The 25,500-nt window shown below is 70.9% G+C and carries 20 protein-coding genes and 1 pseudogene; 10 read left to right on the forward strand and 11 right to left on the reverse strand.

Annotation, left to right across the window (positions count from 1 at the left end; translation table 11 throughout):
- Positions 1–45: 45 nt before the first annotated feature.
- From O7610_RS02285 to O7610_RS02325, 9 genes are all read right to left on the reverse strand, one after another.
- Positions 46–756 (reverse strand): hypothetical protein, encoded by a 711-nt coding sequence (locus O7610_RS02285; RefSeq protein ID WP_281554101.1) that lies wholly within the window; start codon positions 754–756, stop codon positions 46–48.
- Positions 757–1,099: 343 nt separating this feature from the next.
- Positions 1,100–1,963: an anti-sigma factor gene (locus O7610_RS02290; protein WP_289212531.1), complete on the reverse strand. Its 864-nt coding sequence runs from the start codon at positions 1,961–1,963 to the stop codon at positions 1,100–1,102.
- The gene (locus O7610_RS02295; RefSeq protein WP_475052864.1) at positions 1,960–2,586 is read right to left on the reverse strand and encodes a sigma-70 family RNA polymerase sigma factor; all 627 of its coding nucleotides are present in this window, start codon (positions 2,584–2,586) and stop codon (positions 1,960–1,962) included. Before O7610_RS02295 ends, O7610_RS02290 begins: the two co-directional genes overlap by 4 nt.
- Before the next feature lie 147 nt (positions 2,587–2,733).
- Entirely contained in the window at positions 2,734–3,591 is an 858-nt protein-coding gene (locus tag O7610_RS02300) for a spermidine synthase (RefSeq protein WP_281554104.1), read from the reverse strand.
- A gap of 16 nt (positions 3,592–3,607) precedes the next feature.
- Positions 3,608–4,627 (reverse strand): hypothetical protein, encoded by a 1,020-nt coding sequence (locus tag O7610_RS02305; protein WP_281554105.1) that lies wholly within the window; start codon positions 4,625–4,627, stop codon positions 3,608–3,610.
- Positions 4,624–7,113, reverse strand: a complete 2,490-nt coding sequence (locus O7610_RS02310) for an AAA family ATPase (protein ID WP_281554106.1) — start codon at positions 7,111–7,113, stop codon at positions 4,624–4,626. Before O7610_RS02310 ends, O7610_RS02305 begins: the two co-directional genes overlap by 4 nt.
- On the reverse strand, positions 7,110–8,267 hold the full coding sequence (locus tag O7610_RS02315; protein WP_281554107.1) for an exonuclease SbcCD subunit D: 1,158 nt from the start codon (positions 8,265–8,267) through the stop codon (positions 7,110–7,112). Before O7610_RS02315 ends, O7610_RS02310 begins: the two co-directional genes overlap by 4 nt.
- 44 nt (positions 8,268–8,311) lie before the next feature.
- The gene (locus O7610_RS02320) at positions 8,312–10,063 is read right to left on the reverse strand and encodes an ATP-binding protein (protein ID WP_281555525.1); all 1,752 of its coding nucleotides are present in this window, start codon (positions 10,061–10,063) and stop codon (positions 8,312–8,314) included.
- Positions 10,064–10,216: 153 nt separating this feature from the next.
- The gene (locus O7610_RS02325; RefSeq protein ID WP_289213554.1) at positions 10,217–10,960 is read right to left on the reverse strand and encodes a pyrimidine reductase family protein; all 744 of its coding nucleotides are present in this window, start codon (positions 10,958–10,960) and stop codon (positions 10,217–10,219) included.
- Between the two features lie 232 nt (positions 10,961–11,192).
- Between O7610_RS02325 and O7610_RS02330 the strand changes: the two genes are divergently transcribed.
- The 10 genes and pseudogenes from O7610_RS02330 to O7610_RS30535 form a co-directional block, all read left to right on the forward strand.
- On the forward strand, positions 11,193–11,738 hold the full coding sequence (locus O7610_RS02330; protein ID WP_281554108.1) for a plasmid pRiA4b ORF-3 family protein: 546 nt from the start codon (positions 11,193–11,195) through the stop codon (positions 11,736–11,738).
- A gap of 326 nt (positions 11,739–12,064) precedes the next feature.
- Entirely contained in the window at positions 12,065–13,366 is a 1,302-nt protein-coding gene (locus O7610_RS02335; protein WP_281554109.1) for an ABC transporter substrate-binding protein, read from the forward strand.
- 140 nt (positions 13,367–13,506) lie between these two features.
- On the forward strand, positions 13,507–14,493 hold the full coding sequence (locus O7610_RS02340) for a carbohydrate ABC transporter permease (protein ID WP_281554110.1): 987 nt from the start codon (positions 13,507–13,509) through the stop codon (positions 14,491–14,493).
- Positions 14,494–14,499: 6 nt separating this feature from the next.
- Positions 14,500–15,399, forward strand: a complete 900-nt coding sequence (locus tag O7610_RS02345) for a carbohydrate ABC transporter permease (protein ID WP_281554111.1) — start codon at positions 14,500–14,502, stop codon at positions 15,397–15,399.
- The gene (locus tag O7610_RS02350; RefSeq protein ID WP_281554112.1) at positions 15,396–16,817 is read left to right on the forward strand and encodes a GH1 family beta-glucosidase; all 1,422 of its coding nucleotides are present in this window, start codon (positions 15,396–15,398) and stop codon (positions 16,815–16,817) included. Before O7610_RS02345 ends, O7610_RS02350 begins: the two co-directional genes overlap by 4 nt.
- Positions 16,818–16,904: 87 nt before the next feature.
- A complete protein-coding gene (locus O7610_RS02355; protein WP_123600762.1) occupies positions 16,905–17,951 on the forward strand; it encodes a LacI family DNA-binding transcriptional regulator in 1,047 nt (348 codons plus the stop codon).
- A gap of 224 nt (positions 17,952–18,175) precedes the next feature.
- The gene (locus O7610_RS02360) at positions 18,176–19,030 is read left to right on the forward strand and encodes an ACT domain-containing protein (RefSeq protein WP_281554113.1); all 855 of its coding nucleotides are present in this window, start codon (positions 18,176–18,178) and stop codon (positions 19,028–19,030) included.
- 135 nt (positions 19,031–19,165) lie between these two features.
- Entirely contained in the window at positions 19,166–20,233 is a 1,068-nt protein-coding gene (locus O7610_RS02365; RefSeq protein ID WP_281554114.1) for a GNAT family N-acetyltransferase, read from the forward strand.
- Positions 20,234–20,736: 503 nt separating this feature from the next.
- A complete protein-coding gene (locus O7610_RS02370) occupies positions 20,737–23,097 on the forward strand; it encodes a glycoside hydrolase family 9 protein (protein WP_289213555.1) in 2,361 nt (786 codons plus the stop codon).
- Between the two features lie 116 nt (positions 23,098–23,213).
- Positions 23,214–23,423: pseudogene (locus O7610_RS30535) on the forward strand (low temperature requirement protein A); the annotation flags it as partial.
- Between the two features lie 59 nt (positions 23,424–23,482).
- Here O7610_RS30535 and O7610_RS02375 read toward each other — a convergent pair.
- Together O7610_RS02375 and O7610_RS02380 are read right to left on the reverse strand one after the other, a co-directional pair.
- Positions 23,483–24,202, reverse strand: a complete 720-nt coding sequence (locus O7610_RS02375; RefSeq protein WP_502959101.1) for a lysozyme — start codon at positions 24,200–24,202, stop codon at positions 23,483–23,485.
- 105 nt (positions 24,203–24,307) lie between these two features.
- A complete protein-coding gene (locus tag O7610_RS02380) occupies positions 24,308–25,495 on the reverse strand; it encodes a S8 family peptidase (RefSeq protein WP_281554116.1) in 1,188 nt (395 codons plus the stop codon).
- Positions 25,496–25,500: the final 5 nt, after the last annotated feature.

Below are 25,500 nucleotides of genomic sequence, written 5' to 3' on the forward strand. Positions count from 1 at the left end.
CCTGGCAACGACCGGCCGCCGCGATTCACAGGCGCCCTGAAAGAGTCAGTAGTCGTAGTCGCCCGAGTCCTCAGAGTCACTGTCGAAGCTGTCCGAGTCCTCGCTCTGCGAGTCCTTGCTGTCGTCGAGGCCCTTGATGTTGTCGCGGCCGTCACCGTCCGGCACCGCGATTGGCTTCGGGGTGCCCTCCGGCAGGCACTCCAGGTTCTTCGTGCCGTCCGGCTGCACGACGTACCAGGTGCCGCCGACACCCTGGCCCTTCCAATCGCCGGGCTTCTCGTCACCGGCGTAGTAGTAGATCGGCCAGCCGTCGATGGTCAGTTGGCGGGTGCCGTCCGGCCGGTTCACCGTGCCGACCAACTCCTCGTCCACCCCGGACAGAATGGGGTCGCCGTCGGTCAGCGCCGGCGGCCAGATCTTGGCGCAGTCACCCTCGCAGTTCGAGGTCGCGGGGTCGTTGGAGTCCTCCTCGAAGCGGTAGAGCAGCCAGCCGTCCTCGTCGGTGACCACGTCACCCATCTTGTCGACGGCCTTGCCGACCAGTTCCTTGGTGAGGTCCTCGTCGGCGACCTCGACCGCGATGTCCTCGGTGTCTACCGGCTCGGGCGCGGCCGACGCCGCGTTCGCCGCGTTGACGACCGGCTGGGCCTGAGCGCCGCCAAAGTCGTCCGGGTTGTAACCTGCCGGGGCGCAACCCGGCAACACGAGTGCCGCCAGCGCGCCTGCGACTATGACGGTCCGCTTTCCCAGTGCCACGTGCCCTCCCTCATTCGTCCACATCGGGCTTCATCAAGGAGTACGCAGCACATCTCGGATTGGATCGGTATTCCCGAGTGCAGAATTTCACAGCCCGGCGTTGAACCGGGTCGTCGGGTGCTGCGTGCGGCCAGCCGTTGTCGTGCCGATCAGCAGCAGAATACGCCGGTCATGGGCAGAGAGAGACGCAGCGACGATCAGAGACAGAACAGCCCGTGGGTATCCGTAAACTCGGGAACCCACGGGCTGCACGTACATCGAATCTGCTGGCGCAGATGTCGCGACGCCTGTTCGTAGCGCACGTCAGGAATGGACGTCGACCCTCCGCTCAGACCGGTACCGCTCAGACCGGTACGGTGACGATCGCGGTGGCGACCCCGGACTGGTCGACCGCCTGGAACTGGATCCGTTCGATGTCGTCCCGAGGCGCCGCCGTCGACGTGCTCAGCAGCAACGGCGCGGGCTGCTCCGCGGTGCCGTACCCGGCGTCGGGCACCGTCCAGGTGGAGAGCACCTCCGCAGTGCCGGAGGCCCGCAGCACCACGATCCGGCACTGCATCGGTCCCGGTACGCGGCGCAGCGCGAACGACACCTGGGTGCCCCAGTCGGCTTCCTCCAGCACCACGTCCGCCTCCACCCCGGTGGTGGCGTCGACCGCGTTGAACTTCTCGCCAGTGACCTCCGGACCACCGACCCCGGACTGCGGATCGACCGGTGACGGGCTGGTCGAGACCGACGTCTGCGGCCCGGCCTGCGGTGTCGCCGATCCGCCTGACCAGGTCGACCCGGCGAAGAACGAGAAACCGGTGAGCGTCGCCATCAGCACGAACCCGGCGGCGATCTGCAGCGGTCGGCCGGCGAACAGCCGCCGGGACCTACCGGCGCGGCCGAGCGGACGGACCCGACCGTGGTCGCGAAGCTGGTCGGCGTCGGACCGTACGGTCGGCCGGATCGGCACCGGCGCGCCGCCGTCGTCCGCCCCACCAGCCCGGTTCACACCGGTGGGGCCGGACTGAGGGAGGACGGGGCTGTCCTCCAACTGGTCGATGTCGACGGTGGACATCAACCCGACGATCGGAATGAGTGACTCCAGCTCCGCGGCGCAGGCCCAGCAGCCGGCGAGATGCTCCTCGAACAGTTCGACGTCGTCGGCGTCGAGCGCACCGATCGCGTACGCTCCGACGTCCCAGTGGGCGGACCGTGTCATTCTGTAACCCCCCGCTGTTGCAGCGCCGTCCGCAGCGCTCGTAGCGCGTAGTAGACCCGCGACTTGGCGGTACCCAGTGGCAGCCCCAGCTCCGCGGCAGCCTCCGGCACCGTGCGGCCGCGGAAGTACGTCTCGACCAGGATCTCCCGGTGCGGCTGGCTGAGCGTGCGCAACGCGTCGGCGACAGTCATCTGCCGCAGCACCTGATCGGTGCCGTCGGACTCGGCGAAGCTCTCCAGGTCCCGGTCGTACTCCTCTGTCGGGCGGGCCTTCTCGCTGCGGTGGTCGTCGATCGCGATGCGCCGGGCGACGGTCACCAGCCACGGTCGCAGCGACGCCTGGCCCTGCGCGCCGAGCCGGTGGGCGTTGCGCCACGCCCGCAGCAGTGTCTCCTGGACGATGTCCTCGGCTCGTTGCCGGTCCCCCCCGGTGAGCCGTAACACGAATCCCAGCAGCGGCCGGGCGTGCTCTGCGTACAGTGTGCGGACGAGATCTTCCCCGTGGCTGGATTCCGCCGTCCCGGCCTGTTGCCGGCTTCCTGCGGTCCGTGGCGTCACCGGCTCATCATCGCGCTCGGCCGCCCTCCCGTCGATGCTCTGCCAACGTTGCGTGCTGCGGGCCATGGCCGAACCATTGCCGGTCAGACCCGGCCGGGTCCTCTCCGCCTGCCAGCCGCTGGCGACCGCGTACATCGCAGGACCTCCATCCGACGTCGACATGGCCCGCGGCTGGGGGCCCACCCCGAGGTACGGAGCCGGCCGGCGGACGGATCAACGCCCGCTCGGAAAAATTCCATCCGGCGGCGGCGGCGAAGGCTGCGCGGTTGCGTCGGCGATCGGCGACGCCGTCGCGATCAACCGGTCCAGCGCCGCGCCGTGCAGCACCCGGCTGGGAAACCAGTCACCGGCGGCCCGCCGGGCCAGGTCCCCGACGGCCGGTACGGCGCGTCCGGCGACCACCACCAGGTTGCCGTACCGGCGCCGCCGCAGCACCGCCGCGTCGGCGACCAGGCAGATGCCGGGCAGCACCTGCCGTACCGATGCCAGATGTCGACGGGCCCAGCCCAGCGGCGGCCCGTCCGCCACGTTGGACAGCAGCTGGCCGCCGGGCACGAGCACCCGGGCGACCTCGGCGGCGAACTCGACCGAGGTCAACCGAGCCGGGGTACGGGCACCGGCGAACACGTCCGCGACCACCAGGTCGTAGCTGTCCGTGCGGGCCTGTTCGACGGCGGCCCGCGCGTCACCGACCCGGATCCGCAGGTTGCGGTCGGCCGGCCAGGGCAGTTCGCGGCGGACCAGCTCGGTCAACGCGGCGTCGATCTCCACCACCCGCTGGCTGGACCCGGGCCGGGTGGCGGCCAGGTAGCGCGGCAGGGTCAGCCCACCGCCGCCCAGGTGCAGCACCCGCAGCGGGGCGCCGGCCGGGGCGGCCAGGTCGATCGCCGCGGCCATCCGGCGGACGTACTCGAACTCCAGGTGCGTCGGATCGTCGAGATCGACGTGGGACTGCTGGGTGCCGTCCAACAGCAGGGTGTACGCCCGCCGCCGGTCCGGGTCCGCAACGAGCTGCGCGGTGCCGGTGTCTACCTGGACCGCGGGCGGTGCTGTCCTGCGGGTACGGCCCATCGGCACAGTATGCCGGTCACCGCCACGCCGGATTCTCCTGCCCGGCTGCGGAGAGGCTGAGCGCCCGGTGCAGCAGCCGGGCGTCGCCGAGCATCGCCCGCAGCCGTCGCTCCAGCCCGGCGATCGGCACCAGGTTCTGCGGTGCGCGGGGGTCCTTGTACGGGGCCGAGGCGAACCGGGGCAGCGTCGCCAGCGACAGGTCGGCCAGCGCGATCGCCGCCTGCGGCGTCAGGTCGGGCCGGCACTCCACCCGGACGATGCCCGCCCAGGGCGCGCCCCGAGGCCCAGGCAGCCGCAAGTACCACGAGTAGCTGCGCCACCGGGTGCCGCGCAGGAAGACCGGGCTGCGTTCCGCCGGCCGCAGCGCGGTCACCACCGGGATCAGCCCGGCCGGCAGGTACGGCTGGCGCTGGGACTTGACGTAGCCGATCGTGTTCGAGAGCCGTCGCCCGCGCAGCGGACCGTCCACCACCAGCAGATCCGCCAGGTCATCCGCGCCGTCGGCGCGGGCCTGCTCGGAGACCGCGATCTCCAGCGCGGCCAGCGCCGGCTGCACCGCCTGCGGCAGTACGGCCGGATCCGGGTCGACGACCCGGCGCGCCGGGTAGTGCACCCGCCCGACGACCAGGTCGGTGGCGGCGGTGCTCGGCGTGAACAGGCCCCGTTCGGTGCGGGCTCCGGCCAACCGGGCCGCCCCGCGTCGCAGGTCGCAGCGCACCACCCCGGCGGCATAGGAGGCAGCCAGCGCCGGGTACGAGACCCCGTCGGGCTCCTCGCTCCACAACGAAGCGTCGATCCGACGCACCCCGTCGACCAGCAGCACCACGTCCGGTGCGCGCACGTCCGCCGGCTGACGCAACGGCCGCCACGCCGCCGGATCCAGCTCCACGGCGAGGTCGGCGGCGTCCTGGCCGTCGTCGGCGGCACCGGGGCCACCCGGGTCGGCTGCCTCGAACGACGTGCCGTAGCCGGGCTGCCAGCCCTCGACGAACCAGCGGATCCCGGTGGCCGGCCGGCCCGTCACGGTCGCGGTCACAGCCCGCTCCGCCGGACCCGGGCCGTACGGGCGTCCTTGCTGACCTCGAACCGGACCGGTACCCGCTCGGCCAGCGCCGGAACGTGGGTCACCAGGCCGACCATCCGGTCACCCCGGGCGGCGAGCCCTTCCAGGGTCGCGGCGACGGTGTCCAGGGTGGCCGCGTCCAGCGAGCCGAAGCCCTCGTCCAGCACGATCGACTCCAGACTGGCGGCGCTGGCCGACATCCCGGCCAGTTGCTCCGACAACGACAGTGCCAGCGCCAGCGACGCCTGGAAGGTCTCCCCGCCGGACAGCGTGCGTACCCCGCGCCGCAGTCCGGCGTCGTGGTGGTCGACGACGAAGAACTCACCGGCGTCGTGCACCAGCTCGTACTGACCGGAGGAAAGCTCCCGCAGGATCCGCGACGCGCCGTCGACCAGCAGATCCAGTGCCTCGACCAGCAGCCAGCGCTCGAAGTTGTTGGCCCGTAGATGCCCGGCCAACGTTCGGGCCAACTGGGCCTGCCGCTCCTGGTCGGCCCGCCTGCCGCGCAACTCACCCGCCTGGGCGAACCGTTCGGTGACCCGTTCCTGGTCAGTCTGCGCCCGCTGGACCGCCAGCGCGGCCGCCTGCCGGTAGCCGGCCGGATCGGCGCCGGCCGGCGGCGACAGTCCGGCGGCGACGAACAGCTCGTCGATGTCGGCGGCGACGCCGCCGGCCGTGTCCCGGGCCGAAGCCAGCCGATCGTCCGCCTCGGCCCGCGCCGCGCGGCGCTCGGCGAGCAGTTGATGCGCCCAGTCGGTCAACAGCGTCCACGCCGCGGCCAGATTGGTGCGGTCGGCGGCCGGTGGCGCCAGCCGGGCGACGGCGTCCCGGCCGGCGTCGAACTCCCGCCAGCCGGCCTGCAGCCGCTGTTCGCCGGTCACGGCGGCGCGCTGCGCCTGGCGGGCCGCCTCCCGGGCGCGGCGGACCTGGCCACCGGCGTCGTCGAGGGCGCGCTGCAACCGGTCGACCGTGGCCAGGTCGGTGCGCAACGCCTCGGCACCGGGCGAGTCGGACAACCGGGCGTCGAGCTGCGCCAGCCGGGCGGTCAGCTGCTCGGCCCGTACCCTGGCCCGGTCGACGGCCCGTTCCACCCCGCGCAGCGACTGCTCGGCGTCGGCGACCGCCTGGCGGGCCTGGTCGGCGGCGGCCCGGGCGGCCTGACCGGCGGACTTCGCCTCGGCGACCCGGGACCCGGCCGGCACCGGCGGCACCGTGCCCACCGGCTGCGCGCAGACCGGACAGTCCGCCCCGGCGACGAGATCGTGGCGTAGCGCGGCGGCCAGGTCAGCGGACTGCGCCTCCTGGTACGACTGCCGGGCGCGGTCCAACTCGCGGTCCGCCGCCTCGGCGGTGGACCGAGCCGACCGCAGCGCCGCCTGGCTAGCGACCTGCTCGGCCTGCGCGGCGGCGAGCGCCGGAGCCAGCTCGGCCGATTCGGCGGCGACCCGGTCCCGTTCAGCGTGTGTCTGCAGCAGCAGCCGTCGGTCGGCCGGGTCACCGATGGCGGCCAGCTCGGCGCGGACCTTCTCCTCGCGTTCCTCCGCGTCTGCGACGGCCCGGTCCGCGTCGGCGGCGGCGACCCGGGCGGCCGCCGCCTGATCGGCCAGCCGGGCGGTGGCCGCCGGGGCGGCGACGCCGGCCAACAGCCCGATCTCGCTGTCGAGGGCCGTCACCTGGTCGGCTGCGGTCGCCACCGCCTGCTGGGCCTGCGTCAACCGGGGCAGCGCGGCGTCGACGGCCGTCGCCAACGCCCGCATCGCGTCGACCTGACGCGCCGCGGCCGCCACCGCCGCTTCGTCGGCGTCGCAGAGCCCGCCGAGCAACTGGTCCACCGCCGCGACCGCCGCCTCGGCGGCCCCCGCCCGGGCGGTGGCCCGCTCCCGGACCCGTTCGTAGACGTGCAGCCCGAGCAGGTTGACCAGGATCTGCTGTCGGGTGGCCGGCTTGGCGTGCAGGAAGTCGGCGAACCGGCCCTGCGGCAGCAGCACGCAGGTGGTGAACTGCTCGTACGGCAGCCCGACCGCGTCCAGCACGGCCTGCTCCATCTCGGCGGGCGTGCCGGCCAGCACCTCGCCGAGATCGTCCGGGCTCATCCCGGTGTCCAGCCGGGTCACGTCGAACCCGGGCGGCATCATCTGCAGGCCGGCGTTGCCGGTCTTGACCGCGCCGCGCGAGTCGCGACGGATCACCCGGGTGGCGACGTAGCGACTGCCGGCGCTCTCGAACACCAGCCGCACCCGGGCCTCGGTGGCCGACGGTGCCAGCGCGGATGCGATTCCCCGGCTGCTGCCCCAGCGCGGCACCACCCCGTACAGGGCGAAACAGATCGCGTCGAGGATGCTGGACTTGCCCGATCCGGTCGGTCCGACGAGGGCGAAGAAGTCGGCGTCGGTGAAGTCGACCGTGGTCTCCTCTCGGAACACGGTGAATCCGGCCAGGTCGAGCCGCAGCGGTCTCACGACGAGGTCACCTCCTCGTACAGCGTGTCGAACAGGGTCCGTACGTCGTCGTCGCCGTGCCCGCGCGCGTCGAGGTAGTCGGCGAACAGCTGTCCGGGTGCCCGACCGGCCCGCTGTGGGGTGTGCGTCGCACCGGCGGCGGACGCGGCCCGGGTGAACTCCGGGTCGATGCGCACGTCCAACGCCCGGGGCAGCAGCGCCTGCACCTCTTCGCGCAGCCCGGCCCGGGGTGCCTCCCGGATGAACACCCGCAGCCAGGCGTCGCCGTGCTCGCCGGCGGCCAGTTCGTCGAGGGTGCCGTGGACGGTGCGCAGCGGGGTCGCCGCGTCCACCGGCACCTCGCGGACCCGGGCGGCGGTGCTGGCGGTGACGTCGACGATGCTGACCGATCCGACGTTGTCCTCCTCGCCGAAGTCGATTGGCAGCGGACTGCCGCTGTAGCGCACCGGGCAGGGCGCTTCGAGCTGCTGGGCGCGGTGCAGGTGGCCGAGCGCCACGTAATGCGCCCCGGTCGGGAAGACGGTGGCCGGTACGGCGTACCCGAGGACGGTGTGCACCTCCCGCTCGCCGCCGCCGGACCGCCCGCCGATCACGGTCAGGTGGGCGGTGATCAGATCCACCACGCCCGGCTCGCCGAACCCATCGGTGAGCCGGGCCAGCACCCGTGCGATGTGGTCGGCGTACGTCTGGTTGGCCTCGGCCGCGGTCAGCTGGTACATCTCGGTAGCCCGGACGGCGTACCGCTGGGACAGGAACGGCAGCGCGACCAGCCGCCACGGTTCGCCGTCGCCGGTGGTGCCGGTGATCACATGTTCGTCCGGGTTGTCCCGGACGGCGCCGCGCAGGGTGATGCCGGCGGCGTCGGCCCACGGCCGTAGCGCGTCCAGCGCGGCCCCGTTGTCGTGGTTGCCGCCGATCGCCACCACGTCGGCGCCGGTGCCGCGTAACGCGGTCAACGCCCGGGTGACCACCCGGGTGGCGTCGGGTCCGGGAGCGGAGGTGTCGTACAGGTCGCCGGCGACGATCACCAGGTCCGGGCGTTCGGCACGGGCGATCTCGACGACCCGGGCGAGCACCTGGATCTGCTCGGTCAACCGAGCCTGTCCCTTGAGGACCTTGCCGACGTGCCAGTCGGAGGTGTGCAGGATCCGCATCCGGGGGAACCTCCTCGACCTCAGGGTCAGAACGGCTAGAACGGTCAGAACGGGATGTCGTCGTCGGCCGAGGACCGACCGCCGACCACCGCGAACGGGTCGGCGGCCTGCACGATCGAGCGCAGCGTGCCCGACGGTGCGTCGCCGGCCTCCGACGAGCGGGTGGCCCAGGCCGGGAACGGGAACTCCAGGCAGAGCGGGACCGGGATGTCCGGCTGGTTGACGAACATCGTGCCCGGCTTGGCCAGCAGCACCCGCTGCCGCTGTACCGCCGGCAGGAAGCCGTACTCCGGCCGGGACGCCTCGGCCGGGTCGAGCCGGCCGACCACCCGGACCGCCGAGTTGGTGACGATCCGCCGCTCCACCTCGCTGGCGGTCTGCTGGGCACCGATCAGGATCACCCCGAGCGAGCGGCCCCGCTCGGCGATGTCGAGCAGCACCTCCTTGATCGGTGACGACCCGTCCCGGGGGGCGTACTTGTTGAGCTCGTCGAGCACGACGAAGAGCAACGGCTTGGCGGTACCGGCCCGTTCCTTGCGGTCGAACTCGTTCTTGAGCGTCACCCCGACCACGAACCGCTGCGCCCGGTCCGGCAGGTTGTGCAGGTCGACCACGGTCACCTGGGCACTGTCGTCGGTGCTGATCTGGTGCGGCCGTCGGGTGGCCAGGTCGCCCCGGATCAGCCGGGCCAGGTCGCGTTTGCTGCCGATCAGCCGGCGGGCGAACGCGTTCACCGTACCCATGCCGACCGCCGAGCCGGCCCAGGCCGATCGGGTCTCCTCGTCGCCGAGCTGGTCGACGATGTGGTCGACCAGATCCCCGTACGAGCCGATCCGCCGGCCGTCGATGCTGATGCCGCCGTCGGCGGGTTGCGCGTGCCGGCGCAGGTACGCGGTGACCGCGTGCACCACCATCGTGTACTGCTGGCGTTCGTCGTCGGCGTCGGCGAACACGTACGGCAGCAACTGCTTGTCGCAGAACTCGGCGACGGTCCAGTAGAAGCTGTCCACGCCGGTGAGCCGGCTCTGTACGTCGGGGGTGCCGGAGGCATCGCCGGCCCGGGGCGGGGCGTAGACCCGCACGTCCGGAAAGGCCCCGGCGGGCAGGCCCAGCCTGGCGTACGCGGCGGTCGTCGCCTCATCGAGCCGGACATTGGGGTGGTCGAGGAAGAGCAGGTCCTCGCCCTTGACGTTGAAGATCAGCGCCTTGGCGTTGACCGCGTCGCCGCCGAGCTGGCCGGAGCGGAACACCGAGTAGAGCAGAAACGTGGCGAAGCTGGTCTTGGTGGCGACGCCGGAGATGCCCGAGATCGACACGTGCGCGCCGCGCTGACCGTCGAGGAAGTCCGCGTTGAGGTAGACCGGCACCCCGTCGCGGCCGGTACCCATCGGGATCCGGCGTTCCATCCGGTCGAAGTGCAGGGCGCGGGCGCGGGCGTCGCCCTGGGCCCGCCACACCGGGGCACCCGGCTCCGGCGGTACGTAGATCTCCGGATCGACCCGGGTGGCGGTGATCTCGGCGGCCTCCTGCACCTGGGCGGGCAGGGTGCCGTCGGCGATGGCGAAGACGTCGGAGTCGAACTGCGCCCCTTCGTGGCGGGCCCGGACCTGGGTGACCACCCCGGCGATGGTCACCGGCTCGGCGCCCGGCAGCTCGCGGCGGGTCACCACGACGTCGTCCAGCTGCAGATAGTTGCCGGGGCCGACTGCGGTCCAGAACTGCAGGGGGGTGGCGTCGGCGGTACCCAGCACCCGGCCCACCGGCGTACCCTCCGGCGTTGCGTCACTCGTGGTGATGGACTGGTCGCTGAAGTCCGGTTGCGTCGTGCCCACGGGTTGCATCCTGCCCCACGGGTACGACCAGTACGGCATCCGACTCGGTGTGGCCGGCCGAATTCGCCGACGGTAGGTTCCGGACGACCCGACCCGCTGCCCGCGGGTGATCGCTCGCTAACTTACAGTCATGATCCTGGGGTGGTCGGGGTCGGGGTCGGGGTCGGGCCGGGTGTAGCGGAGCAGCAGCGTGCCGTCGTCGGCGGCCAGCACCTGGCCCAGCCGCAGCTGCCGCACGGGGCTGGCCGGACCCGCGCTGATCCGGCCGGCACCGGCACCGGCGAGCAGTGGGGAAACCGTCAGGCAGAGCTCGTCGACCAGATCGGCGGCGGTCAGCGAACCGAACAGCATCGGGCCACCCTCGCAGAGCAGCTGACGGTGGCCACGGGCGCGCAGCCGGCTCAGCCCGGCGGTCAGATCGATGGTGCGCTCGCCGGCCGGGACGATCTCCGCGACCCGGGCCAGTCGACGTCGCCGGTCGGCTGGCGCGTCGGTGGTGGTGAGCACGATCGGCCGCGCCGGTGCGTCGGCCAGGGCCGGTTGGTCCGGGTCGAGATCGAGCGAGGCGGAGACCACGACCAGGGTGGGGTGGGTGGGGAGGCCGTGCTGCTGCCGCCAGCGGCGGCGCCGGTCGTCCAGCCGCAGCGCCCGGTACTGCTCCCGGCGGAGGGTGCCGGCACCGACCAGCAGCGCGTCGCAGAGCATCCGCAGTACGCCGAAGACCCGTTTGTCCGCGCGTCCGGACAGTCCGGCGGACCGGCCGGCCACCGCGACCGCCCCGTCCAGGCTGGTCACGAAGTTCACCCTGAGGTGATCGAGGGGCGCGACGGCGTACGCCTCGATCAGGGCAGGGTCGTCCAGCGCGGACCCGGCCGGCTGTGGCCCGAACCGTCGGACCGGCGGGCCCGGGGCCGGGGTGTCCGGGGCCGGCGGGTGGTCGGTCACTCGCCCGCCGGACCGGTGACCGGTGGGGTCGGAGCGGAGGTACGGTGCTGGCAGTCGCACCAGTTACCACCCCGACACCCATCGTGCTGGCCTCTCCGGCACGCAGTGCAGATCATGGGTCCGAGCCTAGGTCAGAGAAAGGGCGGCCATGCCCCGTCAGATCTTCCACCTGCTGGTCACCCTGTCCGACATCGCACCGCCGGTGTGGCGCCGGGTCCAGGTGCCGGGCGGGTACACGCTGGACCGGGTGCACCGAGTGATTCAGCACGCGATGGGCTGGCGCGACTGCCACCTGCACTCGTTCGAGATCAACGGAGCGCAGTACGGCGAGCCGGATCCGGCCGGTGAACTGCTGCTGCGTGACGAGTTGGACACCCGGTTGGACGCCGTGGCCACCAAGGGGGCCCGGTTCCGCTACACGTACGACTTCGGCGACTGGTGGGAGCACGACGTCGTCGTCGAGGACGTCACCGCGCCCGAACCGGACATGCGCTATCCGCTCTGTGTCGACGGGGACCAGGCGTGTCCCCCGGAGGACGTCGGTGGTGCCTTCGGGTACACCGAGTTCCGGGCCGCGATCGCCGATCCGGCGCATCCGCGCCACGTAGAGATGACCGACTGGGTGGGCACGCCGTTAGATCAGGTCGGGTTCGACCCGGCGCGGGCCACCACCCTGCTGCGCCGGCTGACCTGACACCCGGCTGACCTGACACCCGGCTGGGCTGACTACCGGCCGGCCTGACCCGAATCTGACCCGGGAGCACCCAGGATCTGGCAGTAACGAAATGGGAACGCTCCCATCGGCCTCTTGACACCTCCGAAACCTCCCGGCAATCTCATGGGAGCGCTCCCGGCCGGGGTGAGTGAGATCCACGTCACTTGCTTGACCAACCGCGGAGCGCGGTCGTGCAGTGCCCGCTCCGCGGCGACGGACCCTTTTCGTCAATGCAGTTCCCGTTGTCACGGCGGACACCACACGGTCACCCCCCATCACAGAAAGCGACCTTGAGAGGGGTCAGGATGAGCGTCACGCTCCGGCGGTACGCCGCGGTCGCACTCGCCTCGGCCGTCATGTTGACGGCCACGGCCTGCGGCTCCGACGACGCCGATTCAGATCCGGACGGCCCGATCACCCTGGTCGTCGACATCTTCGGCGACGCAGGCTTCGGATACGACGAGTTGATCGAGCAGTACGAGGCCGACAACCCGAACGTCACTGTCCAGCAGCGAGGCGTAGGCCTCGGCCTCGGCGACTACAACACCCGACTCACCCAGCAGATCACCGCCGGCTCCGGTGCCGGGGACGTGGTGGCGATCGAAGAGGGCACGATGTCGCAGTTCTTCGCCCAGGCCGACAAGTTCGTCGACCTCGGTGAGCACGGTGCCAACGAGCTCGAGGGCAACTTCCTGCCGTGGAAGTGGGAAGCCGGCGTGCTGCCCGACGGCAAGGTGCTGGGGCTTGGCACCGACGTCGGCGGGATGGCCCTGTGTTACCGCTCGGACCTGTTCGAAGCGGCGGGTCTGCCGACTGACCGGGAAGAGGTCGGCGCGCTCTGGTCGAGCTGGGACGACTTCATCTCGGTCGGTGAGCAGTTCAAGGAGGCCACGCCGGACAAGGCGTTCGTCGACTCGGCGACCAGCTTCTACAACCTGGTGCTGAGCCAGATCGCCGGCGAGGGCACCGGGTACACCTACTACGACACTGAGAACCAGTTCGTCATGGAGAGCAACCCGGACGTGAAGGCCGCGTTCGACCTCACCACCGACATGATCGAGGCTGGGCTGTCGAACAACCTGCAGTCGTTCTCCAACGAGTGGAACGCCGGCTTCAAGAACGCCACCTTCGCCACCATCGCCTGCCCGGCCTGGATGACCGGTGTCATCGAGGGCCAGGCCGGCCCGGAGGCCGCCGGCAAGTGGGACATCGCCAAGGCGCCGGGTAACGGCGGCAACTGGGGCGGCTCGTTCCTGGCGGTGCCCACCTCCAGCAAGTACCAGGCCGCCGCCGCCGAGCTGGTCAAGTACCTGACCAGCCCGGAGGGCCACATCGCCGCCTTCGAGGCGGTCGGCAACCTGCCGTCCGCGCCGCAGGCGCTGGCCGACCCGAAGGTCGCCGAGGCGGTCAACGAGTACTTCTCCGATGCCCCGACCGGCGAGATCTTCGCCGCCGGTGCCAGCGAGCTCAAGCCGGTCTACCTCGGCCCGAAGAACCAGGCGGTCCGTACTGCGGTGGAGAACGCGCTGCGGGCGGTCGAGCAGGGCCAGTCGCCGGACGAGGGGTGGCAGGACGCCATCACGAACGGCACGGCCGCCGGCCGATAACGCGGTGTCACAACCCGGGTGAGAGATGGCGCTGGCAGGACCTGCCAGCGCCATCTCTCCCGCCGCGTCGCGGTGCCAGCGGCGCGTTGACCTCCCTGGCCGACGTCGGCCGGCCGCCGTACAACTGAAGGACTTTCCCGATGAGCCTGGAGCTAGACACCCCCGCGTCGGCGCAGCCGCGCGGCCACCGGGCGGGTCCGGCCGGCGGTGGGGCGGCCCGGCGCCGCTCGCTGACCCGACTGGACCTCAAATTTTCCCCCTACCTCTACATCCTGCCGTTCTTCGTGATCTTCGCGATCTTCGGCGTCTATCCGATCGTCTACACCGTCTGGATCGCGCTGACCGACCGGTCGCCGCTCAACGCTGAGACCAGCTTCGTCGGCCTGGACAACTTCGTCCGGCTGATCACCGACGACCCGCAGTTCTGGAACGCCGTCTACAACACGTTCGGCATGTTCCTGATGTCCACCGTCCCGCAGTTGCTGATCGCGCTGATGCTGGCCAACGCGCTGAACCGGCGGATCAAGGGACAGACATTCTTCCGGCTGGCCATCGCCATGCCGATCATCACCTCGACCGCAGTCGTCGCGTTGATCTTCTCCATGATCTACGCGCGGGACTTTGGTCTGGTCAACTGGCTGCTGTCGCTGTTCGGCGTCGAACCGATCGACTTCCGGGCGAGCAAGCTCGGGTCCTGGTTCGCCATCTCCACCATGGTCGACTGGCGGTGGATCGGCTACAACGCGCTGATCTACCTGGCCGCGATGCAGGCGATCTCGAAGGACATGTATGAGGCCGCCGCGCTCGACGGTGCGTCGCGGACCCGGCAGTTCTGGTCGATCACCGTGCCGCAGCTGCGACCCACCATCATCTTCACCCTGATCATCTCGACGATCGGCGGACTGCAGTTGTTCACCGAGCCGCTGCTGTTCACCAGTGGACCCGGCGGCATCTCCGGCGGTTCCCAGGGTCAGTTCCAGACGATCACCATGTATCTGCTCGACGTCATGAACCAGCGGTTCCAGTGGGGCTACGCGGGCGCCGTCTCGCTGCTGCTCTTCCTGCTCATCGCGTTCATGTCGCTGGTCAACTATCTGCTGGCCCGCCGGATCAGCTCGGACAAGTGAGGCGCGATGACCACCGCAACCCTGCAACCCGTGGCCAGCAAGCCCAAGCGCGGCAAGGGCCCGTCGTCGACCTCGGAGCGGCTGTTCAAGGCGAGCCCGTTGACCTGGTTCGGCCTGATTCTGGGCGTGCTCCTGTCGTTCTTCCCGTTCTACTGGATGATCGTCATCGCGTCGCGGACCAACGACGCCGCCAACGCCTGGCCACCGCCGTTCCTGCCCGGCGGCAACCTCGGTGAGAACATCGGCCGGGTGCTCGCCAACCAGGACGCCAACATTCTCAAGGGGCTGATGAACTCGGTCCTGGTGTCCGGCACCATCACCGTGGCGACCGTCTTCTTCGGTTCACTCGCCGGCTTCGCCTTCGCCAAACTGCGCTTCCGGGGCAAGAACGCGCTGCTGCTCGTCGTGCTCGCCTCGATGATGATCCCGATCCAGCTCGGCGTGCTCCCGCTCTACATCCTGATGTCCGAGCTCGGCTGGCTGAATCGCATGCCGTCGGTGATCGTGCCGTTCCTCATCGGTGGCTTCGGGATCTTCATGATGCGGCAGTACGCCGAACAGGCAGTGCCCAACGAGTTGATCGAGGCGGCCCGGGTGGACGGCTGCTCCACCTGGCGGATCTTCTGGCACGTGGTCGTGCCGGCGCTGCGCCCGGCCGCTGCGGTGCTTGGTCTGCTGACCTTCATGGAGCAGTGGAACCAGTTCTTCTGGCCGTTCGTAGTCCTCGCCGACCCGACCAACCCGACGGTGCAGATATCCCTGCGCAGCCTGAACTCGGCGTACTTCGCCGACAATTCCCAGATCTTCGCGGGAACGCTGATCGCGACGCTCCCGCTGTTCGTTGTTTTCATCCTCTTCGGCCGCCAGATCATCGGCGGCATCATGGAAGGCGCCGTCAAGTCGTGACCAAAGCAGCAAGTCCGCAGACCGCCGAGTTCCGCGAAGGCTCCGGGCAGCTACTCTTCCCGCCCGGATTCCTCTGGGGTGCCGCCACCGCGGCGTACCAGATCGAGGGCGCAGCGAACGTCGACGGCCGCAAGCCGTCCATCTGGGACACCTTCAGTCACACCCCGGGCAAGGTGCTCGGCGGGGACAGCGGGGACGTGGCCTGCGACCACTACCACCGTTACCGCGAGGACGTCGGGATGATGGCCGAGCTCGGCCTCAAGTCGTACCGGTTCTCGGTGTCCTGGCCACGGGTGCAGCCCGACGGGTCCGGCACGGCCAACCAGGCCGGGCTGGACTTCTACCGTCGGCTGGTCGACGAACTACTGGCCCAGGGCATCGAGCCGTGGCTGACCCTCTACCACTGGGATCTGCCACAGCCGCTGGAGGACGCCGGCGGGTGGCCGGCCCGGGACACCGCGGCCAGGTTCGCCGACTACGCGGAGCTGGTGCACGGGGCGCTGGGTGACCGGGTGCGGTACTGGACCACGCTCAACGAGCCCTGGTGCTCGGCCTTCCTGGGATACGGCTCGGGCGTGCACGCCCCCGGGATCACCGACGGCGCCGACTCGGTCCGAGCCGCCCACCATCTGATGCTCGGCCACGGTCTGGCGGTGCAGGCGATGCGCGCGGCCCGGCCGGACCACGACTTCGGCGTCACGCTCAACCTGTACGCGGTGTCGCCGGAGACGGACTCGGCGGTCGATGTCGACGCGGCCCGGCGCATCGACGGTCTGGCCAACCGGATCTTCCTGGACCCGATCCTGCACGGGCGCTACCCGCAGGACGTGGTGGCGGACCTGCAACCGGTGACCGATCTGGCCCATGTCCGCGAGGGCGATCTGGATGTCATCGCCACTCCGTTGAACGTTCTCGGCATCAACTACTACAGCCGGCACGTGGTCAGCGGTGCGCCGGTACCGGACGCGGCCGACGAGCCGTCCTGCTGGCCGGGCAGCGAGCGGATCCGATTTGTCACCCGCGGGCTCCCGGTGACCGACATGGGGTGGGAGGTCGACGCTCCTGGCCTGGTGGAGGTGCTGCGCCGGGTCAACGGCGAGTACCCCGAGGTGCCGATCTACATCACAGAGAACGGCTCGGCCTACGTCGACGACGTCGTCAACGACAAAGTCGATGATCCGGACAGGTTGGCCTATTTCGACGCTCACCTGCGCGCCTGTCACGAGGCAATCTCCCACGGAGTGCCGGTGCGGGGCTACTTCGCATGGTCTTTGATGGATAATTTCGAATGGGCCTGGGGCTATTCGAAGCGCTTCGGCATGATCCACGTCGACTACGACACCCAGCTTCGGATCCCCAAGTCGAGCGCCAGGTGGTACGCCGATGTGATCCGACGTAACGGTCTGGCCGCACAATAGGCGTGGTCAGCCAGCAATAACTGGCCGCGCGGCGCCGGTTCCCTGCCGGAACCGGCGCCGCGCGGCCCAGGGTCGGAGGAACAGACGATGACAACCCAGCGCACCCGGTCACTCGGGCGGCCCACCCTCGACGCGGTCGCCGCGCGTGCCGGGGTCGGGCGGGGCACGGTGTCCCGTGTCGTCAACGGTTCGCCGCAGGTCAGCCCCGAGGCGCGAGCAGCAGTACAGCAGGCGATCGCCGAGTTGGGGTACGTACCGAACCGGGCAGCCCGGGCGCTGGTCACTCAACGGACCGACTCGGTCGCGTTGGTGGTCTCCGAATCCGAGGAGCGGGTCTTCGGTGAACCCTTCTTCGCCGGGATCGTCCGGGGTATCAGCTCCGGGCTGCTCGACACCCCGATGCAGCTCTGGCTGGCCATGGCCCAGTCACCCGCCGAACGGGAGCGGGTCGAGCACCATCTGACCAATCAGCACGTCGACGGCGTACTGCTGCTGTCACTGCACGACGCGGATCCGCTGCCTACCCTGCTCGAACAGCGCGGTCTGCCCAGCGTTCTGGGCGGCCGGCCGGCTCGGATGCTGCATCCGGACGCGCGTCCGGCCTATTTCGTCGACGTCGACAACGCCGGTGGCGCCCGGCTGGCGGTCGAGTACCTGCTGGCCGGCGGCCGGCGGCGGGTCGCCACCATCGCCGGCCCGCAGGACATGGGGGTCGGCGTCGCCCGGTTGACCGGCTACCACGAGGCGATCCGGCACAGCGGCCCGCCGGGTGGCGAATCCCTGGTCGCGTACGGCGACTTCAGCGAGGGCAGCGGCACTGCGGCGATGCGCCAGCTGCTGGAGCGCCATCCCGATCTGGACGCCGTGTTCGTCGCGTCCGACCTGATGGCCTGCGGCGCGCTGCGGGCGTTGCGTGAGGCCGGCCGGCGGGTGCCCGACGACGTGGCGGTTGTCGGATTCGAGGACGCCCCGATCGCCCGGCAGTCCGATCCGCCGTTGACCACCGTCTTTCAGCCGGTGGAGGAGATGGGCCGGCAGATGGCCCGACTGCTGCTGTCCCGGATCCGGCACGATGAGCTGCAGGTCCCGTACGTCCTGCTGGAGACCCACATGGTCGCCCGCGATTCGGCCTGACCGTGTGTCGGCCTGACCGTGTGTCGGCCTGACCGTGTGTCGGCCTGACCGTGCGTCGGTCGGCCGGTGAAGATCATCCAAACGGGTGATGGTGCAGCATGTCCAACCCTGTTCTCCAGGGGTTTACCTGCCGAGTCATGTCATCGCAACAGGGATGAAATGGTCATCGGGCAGGGTAGTTGTCGACCGGGGGAGGGGCCGGCCTGCGCTACGGGAGGACTGACATGTTGCTGAGGGTTCGCGTGACCCTGCCGGACCGGCCCGGCGCACTCGGCCAGGTGGCCCGCACACTCGGCGTCGCAGGCGCCGACATCGTCCAGGTGACCGTGCTGGAGCGGCTGGGTGGTCGGGCGGTGGACGACTTCACCGTGGTGTGGCCGGGTGCCGCCCGGGTCGACCGGCTGCTCGCTGGACTGGCGGCGATTCCCGGCGTTCAGGTCGACGGCGTGTGGCGGGCGATCGGCACTCCGGTGACCGGAGGCCAGGACGCCGAACTGCTCGCCCAGGTCGCCGCCAATCCGGTCGACGGCCTGGCCACGCTGGTCGACGCGGTGCCGGGGCTGCTGGCGGCCGACTGGGCGGCGGCGGCCGTGGTGCCGGCCGACTGGGCGATCCGTAGTGCGTCGCGGCCGCCGGCCGGTGCCGCTACGGCGCAGTCCGCCGGCCTGGCCGGGCCCGCTCCGACGCCCGGTGCGGAGTCGCGGTTCGACGGTGGGCAGCTGCCCGACGACGACTTCATCACCGGCCTGACCGTGCCGATGGACGAGCCACCTACCGGCGGCGAACCGGCCGTCGCCTACGCGAGTTGGCGGGCGCCGGTGCCGCTGCGGCTGCCTGAGGTCACTCCGTTGCGGGCCCGGCCGATGGACGGTCCGGACGGGGTGCGGTACGCCTCGGTGCCGTTCGGTCGGGCCGGCCTGGTGCTGATCGTGTCCCGGGTCGATGGGGACGGTCTGCCGGCAGCCGCGTTTCACGTCACCGAGGTGGACCGGATAGCGCAGCTGGTCCGGGCGGCGACGGTGATCCTGGGCGACCGGTTGGATCTGGTGACCGCCGATCCGGTCGCCGCCAGGCGGTGAGACGCAGGTCGCAGACGGCACCGCGAGAAGTCACCGCCGGGCAACCTGAGGGAAACAGCGCGGCGGCAAGGTAGGAAACGGGCGCAGTGCGGCGCTGACCAAGCGGGCACCGAGCACCTGGGGAGAGGAGCAGCCATGGCGCTGTGGCGGATCAGAGCGACGGTCGACGACCGGCCGGGCTACCTGGCCGTGCTGACCGCCAGCCTGGCCTTGCGTGCGGTCAACATCCTCGCCGTGCAGGTGCACACCACCGAGGCCGGGGCGGTCGACGATTTTCTCGTCGACGCGCCCGACGCGATGACCGAAAAGGATCTCGTCGCCGCCGTGGAGCGTGGCCGGGGCCGGGACGCCTGGGCCGCCCGCGCCGAGGCCCGGGGCCTGGCCGACCAGCCCACCCGGGCGCTCGCCCTGGCCAACCGGCTGGTCCGCGATCCGGAGGCGCTCGGTGACGTGCTGCGTACCCTGCTCGGTGCCGGCTCGGTGACCTGGCGGCCGGCGCCAGCTTCGCAGGCGGCTGCCCGGTCGACGGACACGATGCGGCTGCCGGATCCGGCGGGCGGCTGCTACGACGTCGTCCGGCGGGAGCCGAGCTTCACTCCGGCCGAGTTCGCCCGAGCTCAGGCCCTGGTCGAGCTGGCGGCGGCGGTCAACCGGCGGACCGGCGATCAGGTGACGCTGATGATGCCGGACGGTGCCGAGCTGCAGCTGCGGCCGGCGGTCTCCGACGATCTCAACGCGCTGCACGCGATGGTGGTCCGGTGCTCGCCGGAGAGCGGCACGCCCGGTCTGGTCGGCCGACCGCCCGAGGTCGTCGCCGCCCGGCTGCGGCGGATGCTGGAACAGCCCCGGGGGGTGCTGCTGGTCGCGGTCGACCCCAGCGCGGCGGCGGACCGGATCGTCGGCGCCGGGCAACTGATCGTCGAGGGTGCCCTCGGCGAGGTCGGACTGCTGGTCGAGGATGGGTGGCGCCGGCGTGGAGTCGGCACGGCGCTGCTGCGCCGACTGGCCGGCCACGCCGGTCGGACCGGGCAGGCGGCGTTGGTGGCACACGTCGCCGCCGACGATCTCGGCATGCTGCGTACCCTGGCCCGGCTGCACCGGCCGGGTCCGGTCGAGCGCGACGGGGAAATGATGAGCGTCACGGTGCCGTTGGTCGATCGGCCGGTCGACATCTCGGCACCGACTCCCGCCACCACGACCTAGGCGGTTGCCCCGACGTCCCGGTCCTGGTGCGGGTCCGGTGCGTTGGACGCGAGGTCCCGGGTGGCACGGCGGGGTCTCCTCCTGTAGGACGGCAGGAGGAGACCTCGCCCCTATTCCGGTGCCGGTTGATCGTGGTTACGGGCTTCCCAAAGCCGGGCCCAGGCGGTTGAATCATCGGTACGCGTGGCAATCGTTTCCTGTCGATGGGAGCGCTCTCATCGCGTCGGTGTCAGCTGGACACCGTGACCCCTGTGAACCGTCAGCCGAGAACCATCAACCGCCATCTACCGGCCGGCCCCGCACCCCACCGGCGGCCCGGCCGCTGACCGCCGCGACAGCGCGACCGGCATGAGGCGGGGGGCGGATGCGCCCACATCCGCCCCCCGGTGTCCTCCCACGACGCGTTGCCGCGCGCGGCTCCACGGACAGGAGCGAGTGTAGTGCGCGCAGACAATCGGCCGGCCGGCCGGACCCGTTGGCGGCGCAGGCTGGCGACCACCGGCATGGCCATCCTGCTCACCGCCGTAGCCGCGACAGCCGCAGTCCCGCGACCCGGTGCCGCAGCGGCGCCACCGTTCAACTACGGGGAGGCGCTGCAGAAGTCACTGCTGTTCTACGAGGCGCAGCAGTCCGGCCCGCTGCCGCAGTGGAACCGGGTCTCCTGGCGGGCGGACTCGGCACTCGACGACGGGGCGGACGTCGGCCTCGACCTCACCGGCGGCTGGTACGACGCCGGGGACCACGTCAAGTTCGGATTCCCGATGGCCTTCACCACCACCATGCTCGCCTGGGGCGCGGTCGAATACCGGGTCGGCTACGCCAACTCCGGGCAGCTGCCGCACCTGCTGAACAACCTGCGGTTCGTCAACGACTACTTCATCAAGGCGCATCCGTCGCCCAACGTGCTCTACGGCCAGGTCGGCAAGGGCGACGACGACCACAAGTGGTGGGGACCGGCCGAGGTGATGCCGATGGCGCGTCCGGCGTACCGCATCGACGCGACCTGCGGTGGCTCGGATCTGGCGGCGGAGACGGCGGCCGCGATGGCCGCGTCGTCGATGGTCTTCCGGCCGACCGATCCGGCGTACGCCGACACCCTGGTCAGCCACGCCCGGCAGCTCTATACCTTCGCCGATACCGTGCGCAGGGCGTACCACGAGTGCATCACCGACGCGACCAGCTTCTACCGGTCGTGGAGCGGATACCAGGACGAACTGGTGTGGGGCGCCATCTGGCTGCACCGGGCCACCGGGGAGGCGTCCTACCTGGCCAAGGCCGAAGCCGAGTACGACGACCTGGGCACCGAGCCGCAGACCGACACCCGGGCCTACAAGTGGACCCTCGCCTGGGACAACAAGCAGTTCGGCGCGTACGTGCTGCTGGCCAACCTGACCGGCAAGCAGAAGTACGTCGACGATGCCAACCGGTGGCTGGACTACTGGACCGTCGGCGTCAACGGAGAAAAGGTGCGTACCTCACCGGGCGGGATGGCGGTCCTCGACACCTGGGGGGCGCTGCGCTACGCCGCGAACACCGCCTTCGCCGCGCTCGTCTACAGCGACAGCATCACCGACCCGACCCGCCGGACCCGCTACCACGACTTCGCCGTGCGGCAGATCGACTACGCGCTCGGCGACAATCCGCGCAACTCCAGCTACGTCATCGGGTTCGGGGCGAACTCGCCGCGTAACCCACACCACCGCACCGCGCACGGCTCCTGGTGGGACAGCATGCAGGTGCCCGAGGAGACCCGGCACGTGCTGTACGGGGCGCTGGTCGGCGGTCCGTCCGCGCCGGACGACGCGTACACCGACCGCCGCGACGACTACGTGATGAACGAAGTCGCCACCGACTACAACGCCGGCTTCACCTCCGCGCTGGTCCGGCTGCATCAGGAGTACGGCGGTACGCCGCTGCCCGACTTCCCGCAACCGGAGACGCCGGACATCGACGAGATCTCCATCGAGACGACCGTCATGCAGAACGAGACCCGGTCGACCGGGGTCAAGGTGATGATCTACAACAAGTCGGCCTTCCCCGCCCGGGCGTTGACCGCCGCGACGTTCCGGTACTACTTCGTCCGCGACGGTGCAGGTGCGCTGCAGGTGAGCAGCCCGTACAGCCAGGGGTGTCCGAAACCCACCGAGGCCCGGCAGCATTCGGGCGACCTGTGGTACGTCGAGGTCGACTGCTCCGGCCACACGATCGCGCCGGCCGGTCAGTCGGCGCACCGGATGGAGGTGCAGTTGAAGATCGGGGTTGCTGAGGGCGGCACCTGGAATCCGGCGAATGACCCGTCCTACCAGGCGGCCGCCGGGCCGAACCGAGCGGTCCCGCTCTACGAGGCGGGCACCCTCATCTGGGGACAGGAGCCGGATGGCCCACCACCGTCGCCCACCCCCACGCCGTCGGTCTCGCCCACCCCCACCCCGACCCCGTCGCCGTCGGTCTCGCCCACCCCATCGCCGTCAGTCTCCCCGACACCGACTCCGACCCCGCCCCCGACTGGGTCACCGTCGCCGACTCCGACCGGCGGCCCGCCGGTGCTGGGCTGCCGGGTCGACTACACCACCAACGACTGGTCCACCGGGTTCACCGGATCGGTGACGATCACCAACACCGGTGCGTCGACGATCGACGGGTGGATGCTGCGGTTCGCGTTCCCGGGCAGCCAGCAGGTGACCCAGGGCTGGTCGGCTACCTGGTCGCAGAGTGGCAACCAGGTCAGCGCCGGCAACGCGGCCTGGAACGGCAGCCTGGCGCCCGGCACGAGCACCAGCATCGGCTTCAACGGCACCCACTCCGGCAGCAACCCCCGGCCGACCTCGTTCACGGTGAACGGCCTGGCCTGCACGGCCGGTTGATTTTGGCTGATTGACCTGCGGTGAGGTCGTGACGGCGGCCGCCGACCCGCGCGGCCTACTCCGTGGCGAGCTGGCACCACGGCGCGCCACCTTGAGCTGTCGTCGACCTGGCCTTCGTGGTCGCACTCGCCCTGCTGTCGGAGACCCTCGCCCGGCGGCTGAGTGTGCTGGGCGTTGTCGAGGCGGCGATCCTGCTGCTCGCCATCTGGTGGGTACGGGTGGTGACCACCCTGGTCACCGATCTCTACAACCCGCAGAGTCGGTCCATCAGGATGGTCACGGTCGCGATCATGTTCGGCGTGCTGCTGATGACGGCGGCGCTACCAGCAGTGCGTGCCGCCGACCCCGGCCGGTCGGGATGGTCCAGCCGGGGCGACGAGCCAGATCAGCCGTTGTTGGCCAGCGCCACCAGCCGGGCGCGGGTGCCGTTCCAGTGGTTACGGTCGACCGCGCCGGAGACGCCGGGGACGCTGCCACTGGCCGTGTACTGCCAGAACGACCAGTACGGTGCCCCGGCCGGCAGGGTGCCAGGGCTGCTCGCCCACCGGGCCAGCCACAACGGGTGGTTGCTCCACGGCCCGGTCCAGTTGCCGGTGCAGCTGCTCCACCAGCTGGTGGTGGTGTAGATGACGGCGTACCGCCCGGTGCGGGACCGGTAGGTGTCGAGGAAGCTGCTGATCCAGCTACGCATCGCCGACTGGCTCAGCCCGTAACACATCGCGCCGTACGGGTTGTGCTCGATGTCCAGCGCGGCCGGCAGGGTCCGGCTGTCCGCCGACCAGGCGCCGCCGTTGCTGGCCAGGTAGTTGGCCTGGACCGAGCCGGAGGACCGGTCCGGCAGCGCGAAATGGTACGCCCCCCGGAGCACACCGGCGTTGTACGCGGCGACGTAGTTGGTGTTGAACCGGGGATCCTTGTAGCTGGTGCCCTCGGTGGCCTTGATGTAGGCGAACTCGACGCCGCTGTTGCGCACGCTGGTCCAGCTGATCGAGCCCTGCCAGTGTGAGACGTCGATGCCCGGGGTGGTGGCCGCCTGCGCCGGTGCTGCGGTGCCGGCGACCAGCGCTGCGGTGGTCAGGATCAGCGTCAGACCGGTGGCCATCATCCGGCGGGCGGTGCCGCGGCGGCCGGTGGCGTTGCCGGTACGGGTGGGCGGGTGCGCGTTGACGGTCGTTGCCATCGTCGAACTCCTCGGCGCTCGGGCCGGCGGTCAGCCGGCGCAGTAGACGAGACGGTTCGGGCTGCCCGCCCCGGGGCCGGTGACGACGCCGGTGGTGGCGTTGCGGATCAGGTAGTTACCGACCTGCGCCGCACTCCACGACGGGTTTCTGGCGGCGACCAGTGCCGCGCAGCCGGTGACGTGGGCGGTCGCCATCGAGCTGCCGCTGAGTGTCCGGACCGCGGAGTTGTCGGTGTGCCAGGTCGAGGTGATGCTCATCCCGGGCGCGAACAGGTCCAGGCAGGGGCCGTAGCTCGCCGAACTCATCCTGGCGTCGGTGATCGTCGTGCCGGCGACGGTCAGTGCCTCCGGCACCCGGGCCGGTGAGGTGTTGCAGGCACTGGTGTTGGAGCCGCCGGCGGCCACCGCGTAGGTGACGCCGGACCGGATCGAGGTGACGACCGCAGCGTCCAGCGTGGTGCTGGCACCGCCGCCGATCGACATGTTGGCGACGGCGGGCTTGATCGCGTTGGCGGTCACCCAGTCGATTCCGGCGATCACCCCGGAGATCGACCCCGAGCCGCTGCAGCTGAGTACCCGTACCGGCACCAGTTGGACCGCCTTCGCGGCGCCGTACACTCTGCCGCCGATCGTTCCCGCGACGTGGGTGCCGTGGCCGTTGCAGTCGTCGGCCGGGCCACCGTCGATCACGTCGAAGCCGGTGCTGACCCGGCCGGAGAAGTCGCTGTGCGTGCGGTGGATTCCGGTGTCGATGACGTAGGCGTGGACGTTGGGCGCGGTGGTGGGGTAGGCGTAGCGGTTGTCCAGCGGCAGGTTGCGCTGGTCGATCCGGTCCAGTCCCCAGGACGGCGGGTTCAGCTGTACACCGGCGGTCAACGGCGTGACGGTGTGGTCCTGTTCGACGTAGGCGACGGCCGGGTGGGCAGCCAGCCTGCGGGCGGCGGTGGCGCTCATCCGGGCGGTGAAGCCCTCGATAGCGGTGTCGAACACATGCTGCACGGTGGCGCCGTACCGGTCGGCGAGCCGCCGGGTCGTCGGCGCGGTGGCAGCCTCGTCGTCCAGCACCACGATGTAGCTGTCCGGGATGGCGGTGGTGCCACCGGCCCGGCGGATCTCGCCGAGCGGTCCGGCGGCCTGGGCCGCTGCCGGCCAACTGACCAGCGCCAGCAGCGCGGTCAGCCCGGCGGTGAGAGTTTTCCGGGTTGCGGAAATGGTCACAGGAC

It is taken from the genome of Solwaraspora sp. WMMA2065 (assembly GCF_030345075.1).
In the GTDB taxonomy this organism is placed as follows: domain Bacteria; phylum Actinomycetota; class Actinomycetes; order Mycobacteriales; family Micromonosporaceae; genus Micromonospora_E.

Excerpts from the sequence above, each read along its gene's own strand:
- O7610_RS02340 (WP_281554110.1), top strand. The coding sequence starts at position 13,507 with ATGAGCCTGGAGCTAGACACCCCCGCGTCGGCGCAGCCGCGCGGCCAC.
- O7610_RS02375 (WP_502959101.1), bottom strand. The coding sequence starts at position 24,202 with ATGATGGCCACCGGTCTGACGCTGATCCTGACCACCGCAGCGCTGGTC.
- O7610_RS02370 (WP_289213555.1), top strand. The coding sequence starts at position 20,737 with ATGGCCATCCTGCTCACCGCCGTAGCCGCGACAGCCGCAGTCCCGCGA.
- O7610_RS02355 (WP_123600762.1), top strand. The coding sequence starts at position 16,905 with ATGACAACCCAGCGCACCCGGTCACTCGGGCGGCCCACCCTCGACGCG.
- O7610_RS02295 (WP_475052864.1), bottom strand. The coding sequence starts at position 2,586 with ATGGCCCGCAGCACGCAACGTTGGCAGAGCATCGACGGGAGGGCGGCC.
- O7610_RS02315 (WP_281554107.1), bottom strand. The coding sequence starts at position 8,267 with ATGCGGATCCTGCACACCTCCGACTGGCACGTCGGCAAGGTCCTCAAG.
- O7610_RS02335 (WP_281554109.1), top strand. The coding sequence starts at position 12,065 with ATGAGCGTCACGCTCCGGCGGTACGCCGCGGTCGCACTCGCCTCGGCC.
- O7610_RS02365 (WP_281554114.1), top strand. The coding sequence starts at position 19,166 with ATGGCGCTGTGGCGGATCAGAGCGACGGTCGACGACCGGCCGGGCTAC.
- O7610_RS02290 (WP_289212531.1), bottom strand. The coding sequence starts at position 1,963 with ATGACACGGTCCGCCCACTGGGACGTCGGAGCGTACGCGATCGGTGCG.
- O7610_RS02300 (WP_281554104.1), bottom strand. The coding sequence starts at position 3,591 with ATGGGCCGTACCCGCAGGACAGCACCGCCCGCGGTCCAGGTAGACACC.
- O7610_RS02330 (WP_281554108.1), top strand. The coding sequence starts at position 11,193 with ATGCCCCGTCAGATCTTCCACCTGCTGGTCACCCTGTCCGACATCGCA.
- O7610_RS02360 (WP_281554113.1), top strand. The coding sequence starts at position 18,176 with ATGTTGCTGAGGGTTCGCGTGACCCTGCCGGACCGGCCCGGCGCACTC.
- O7610_RS02345 (WP_281554111.1), top strand. The coding sequence starts at position 14,500 with ATGACCACCGCAACCCTGCAACCCGTGGCCAGCAAGCCCAAGCGCGGC.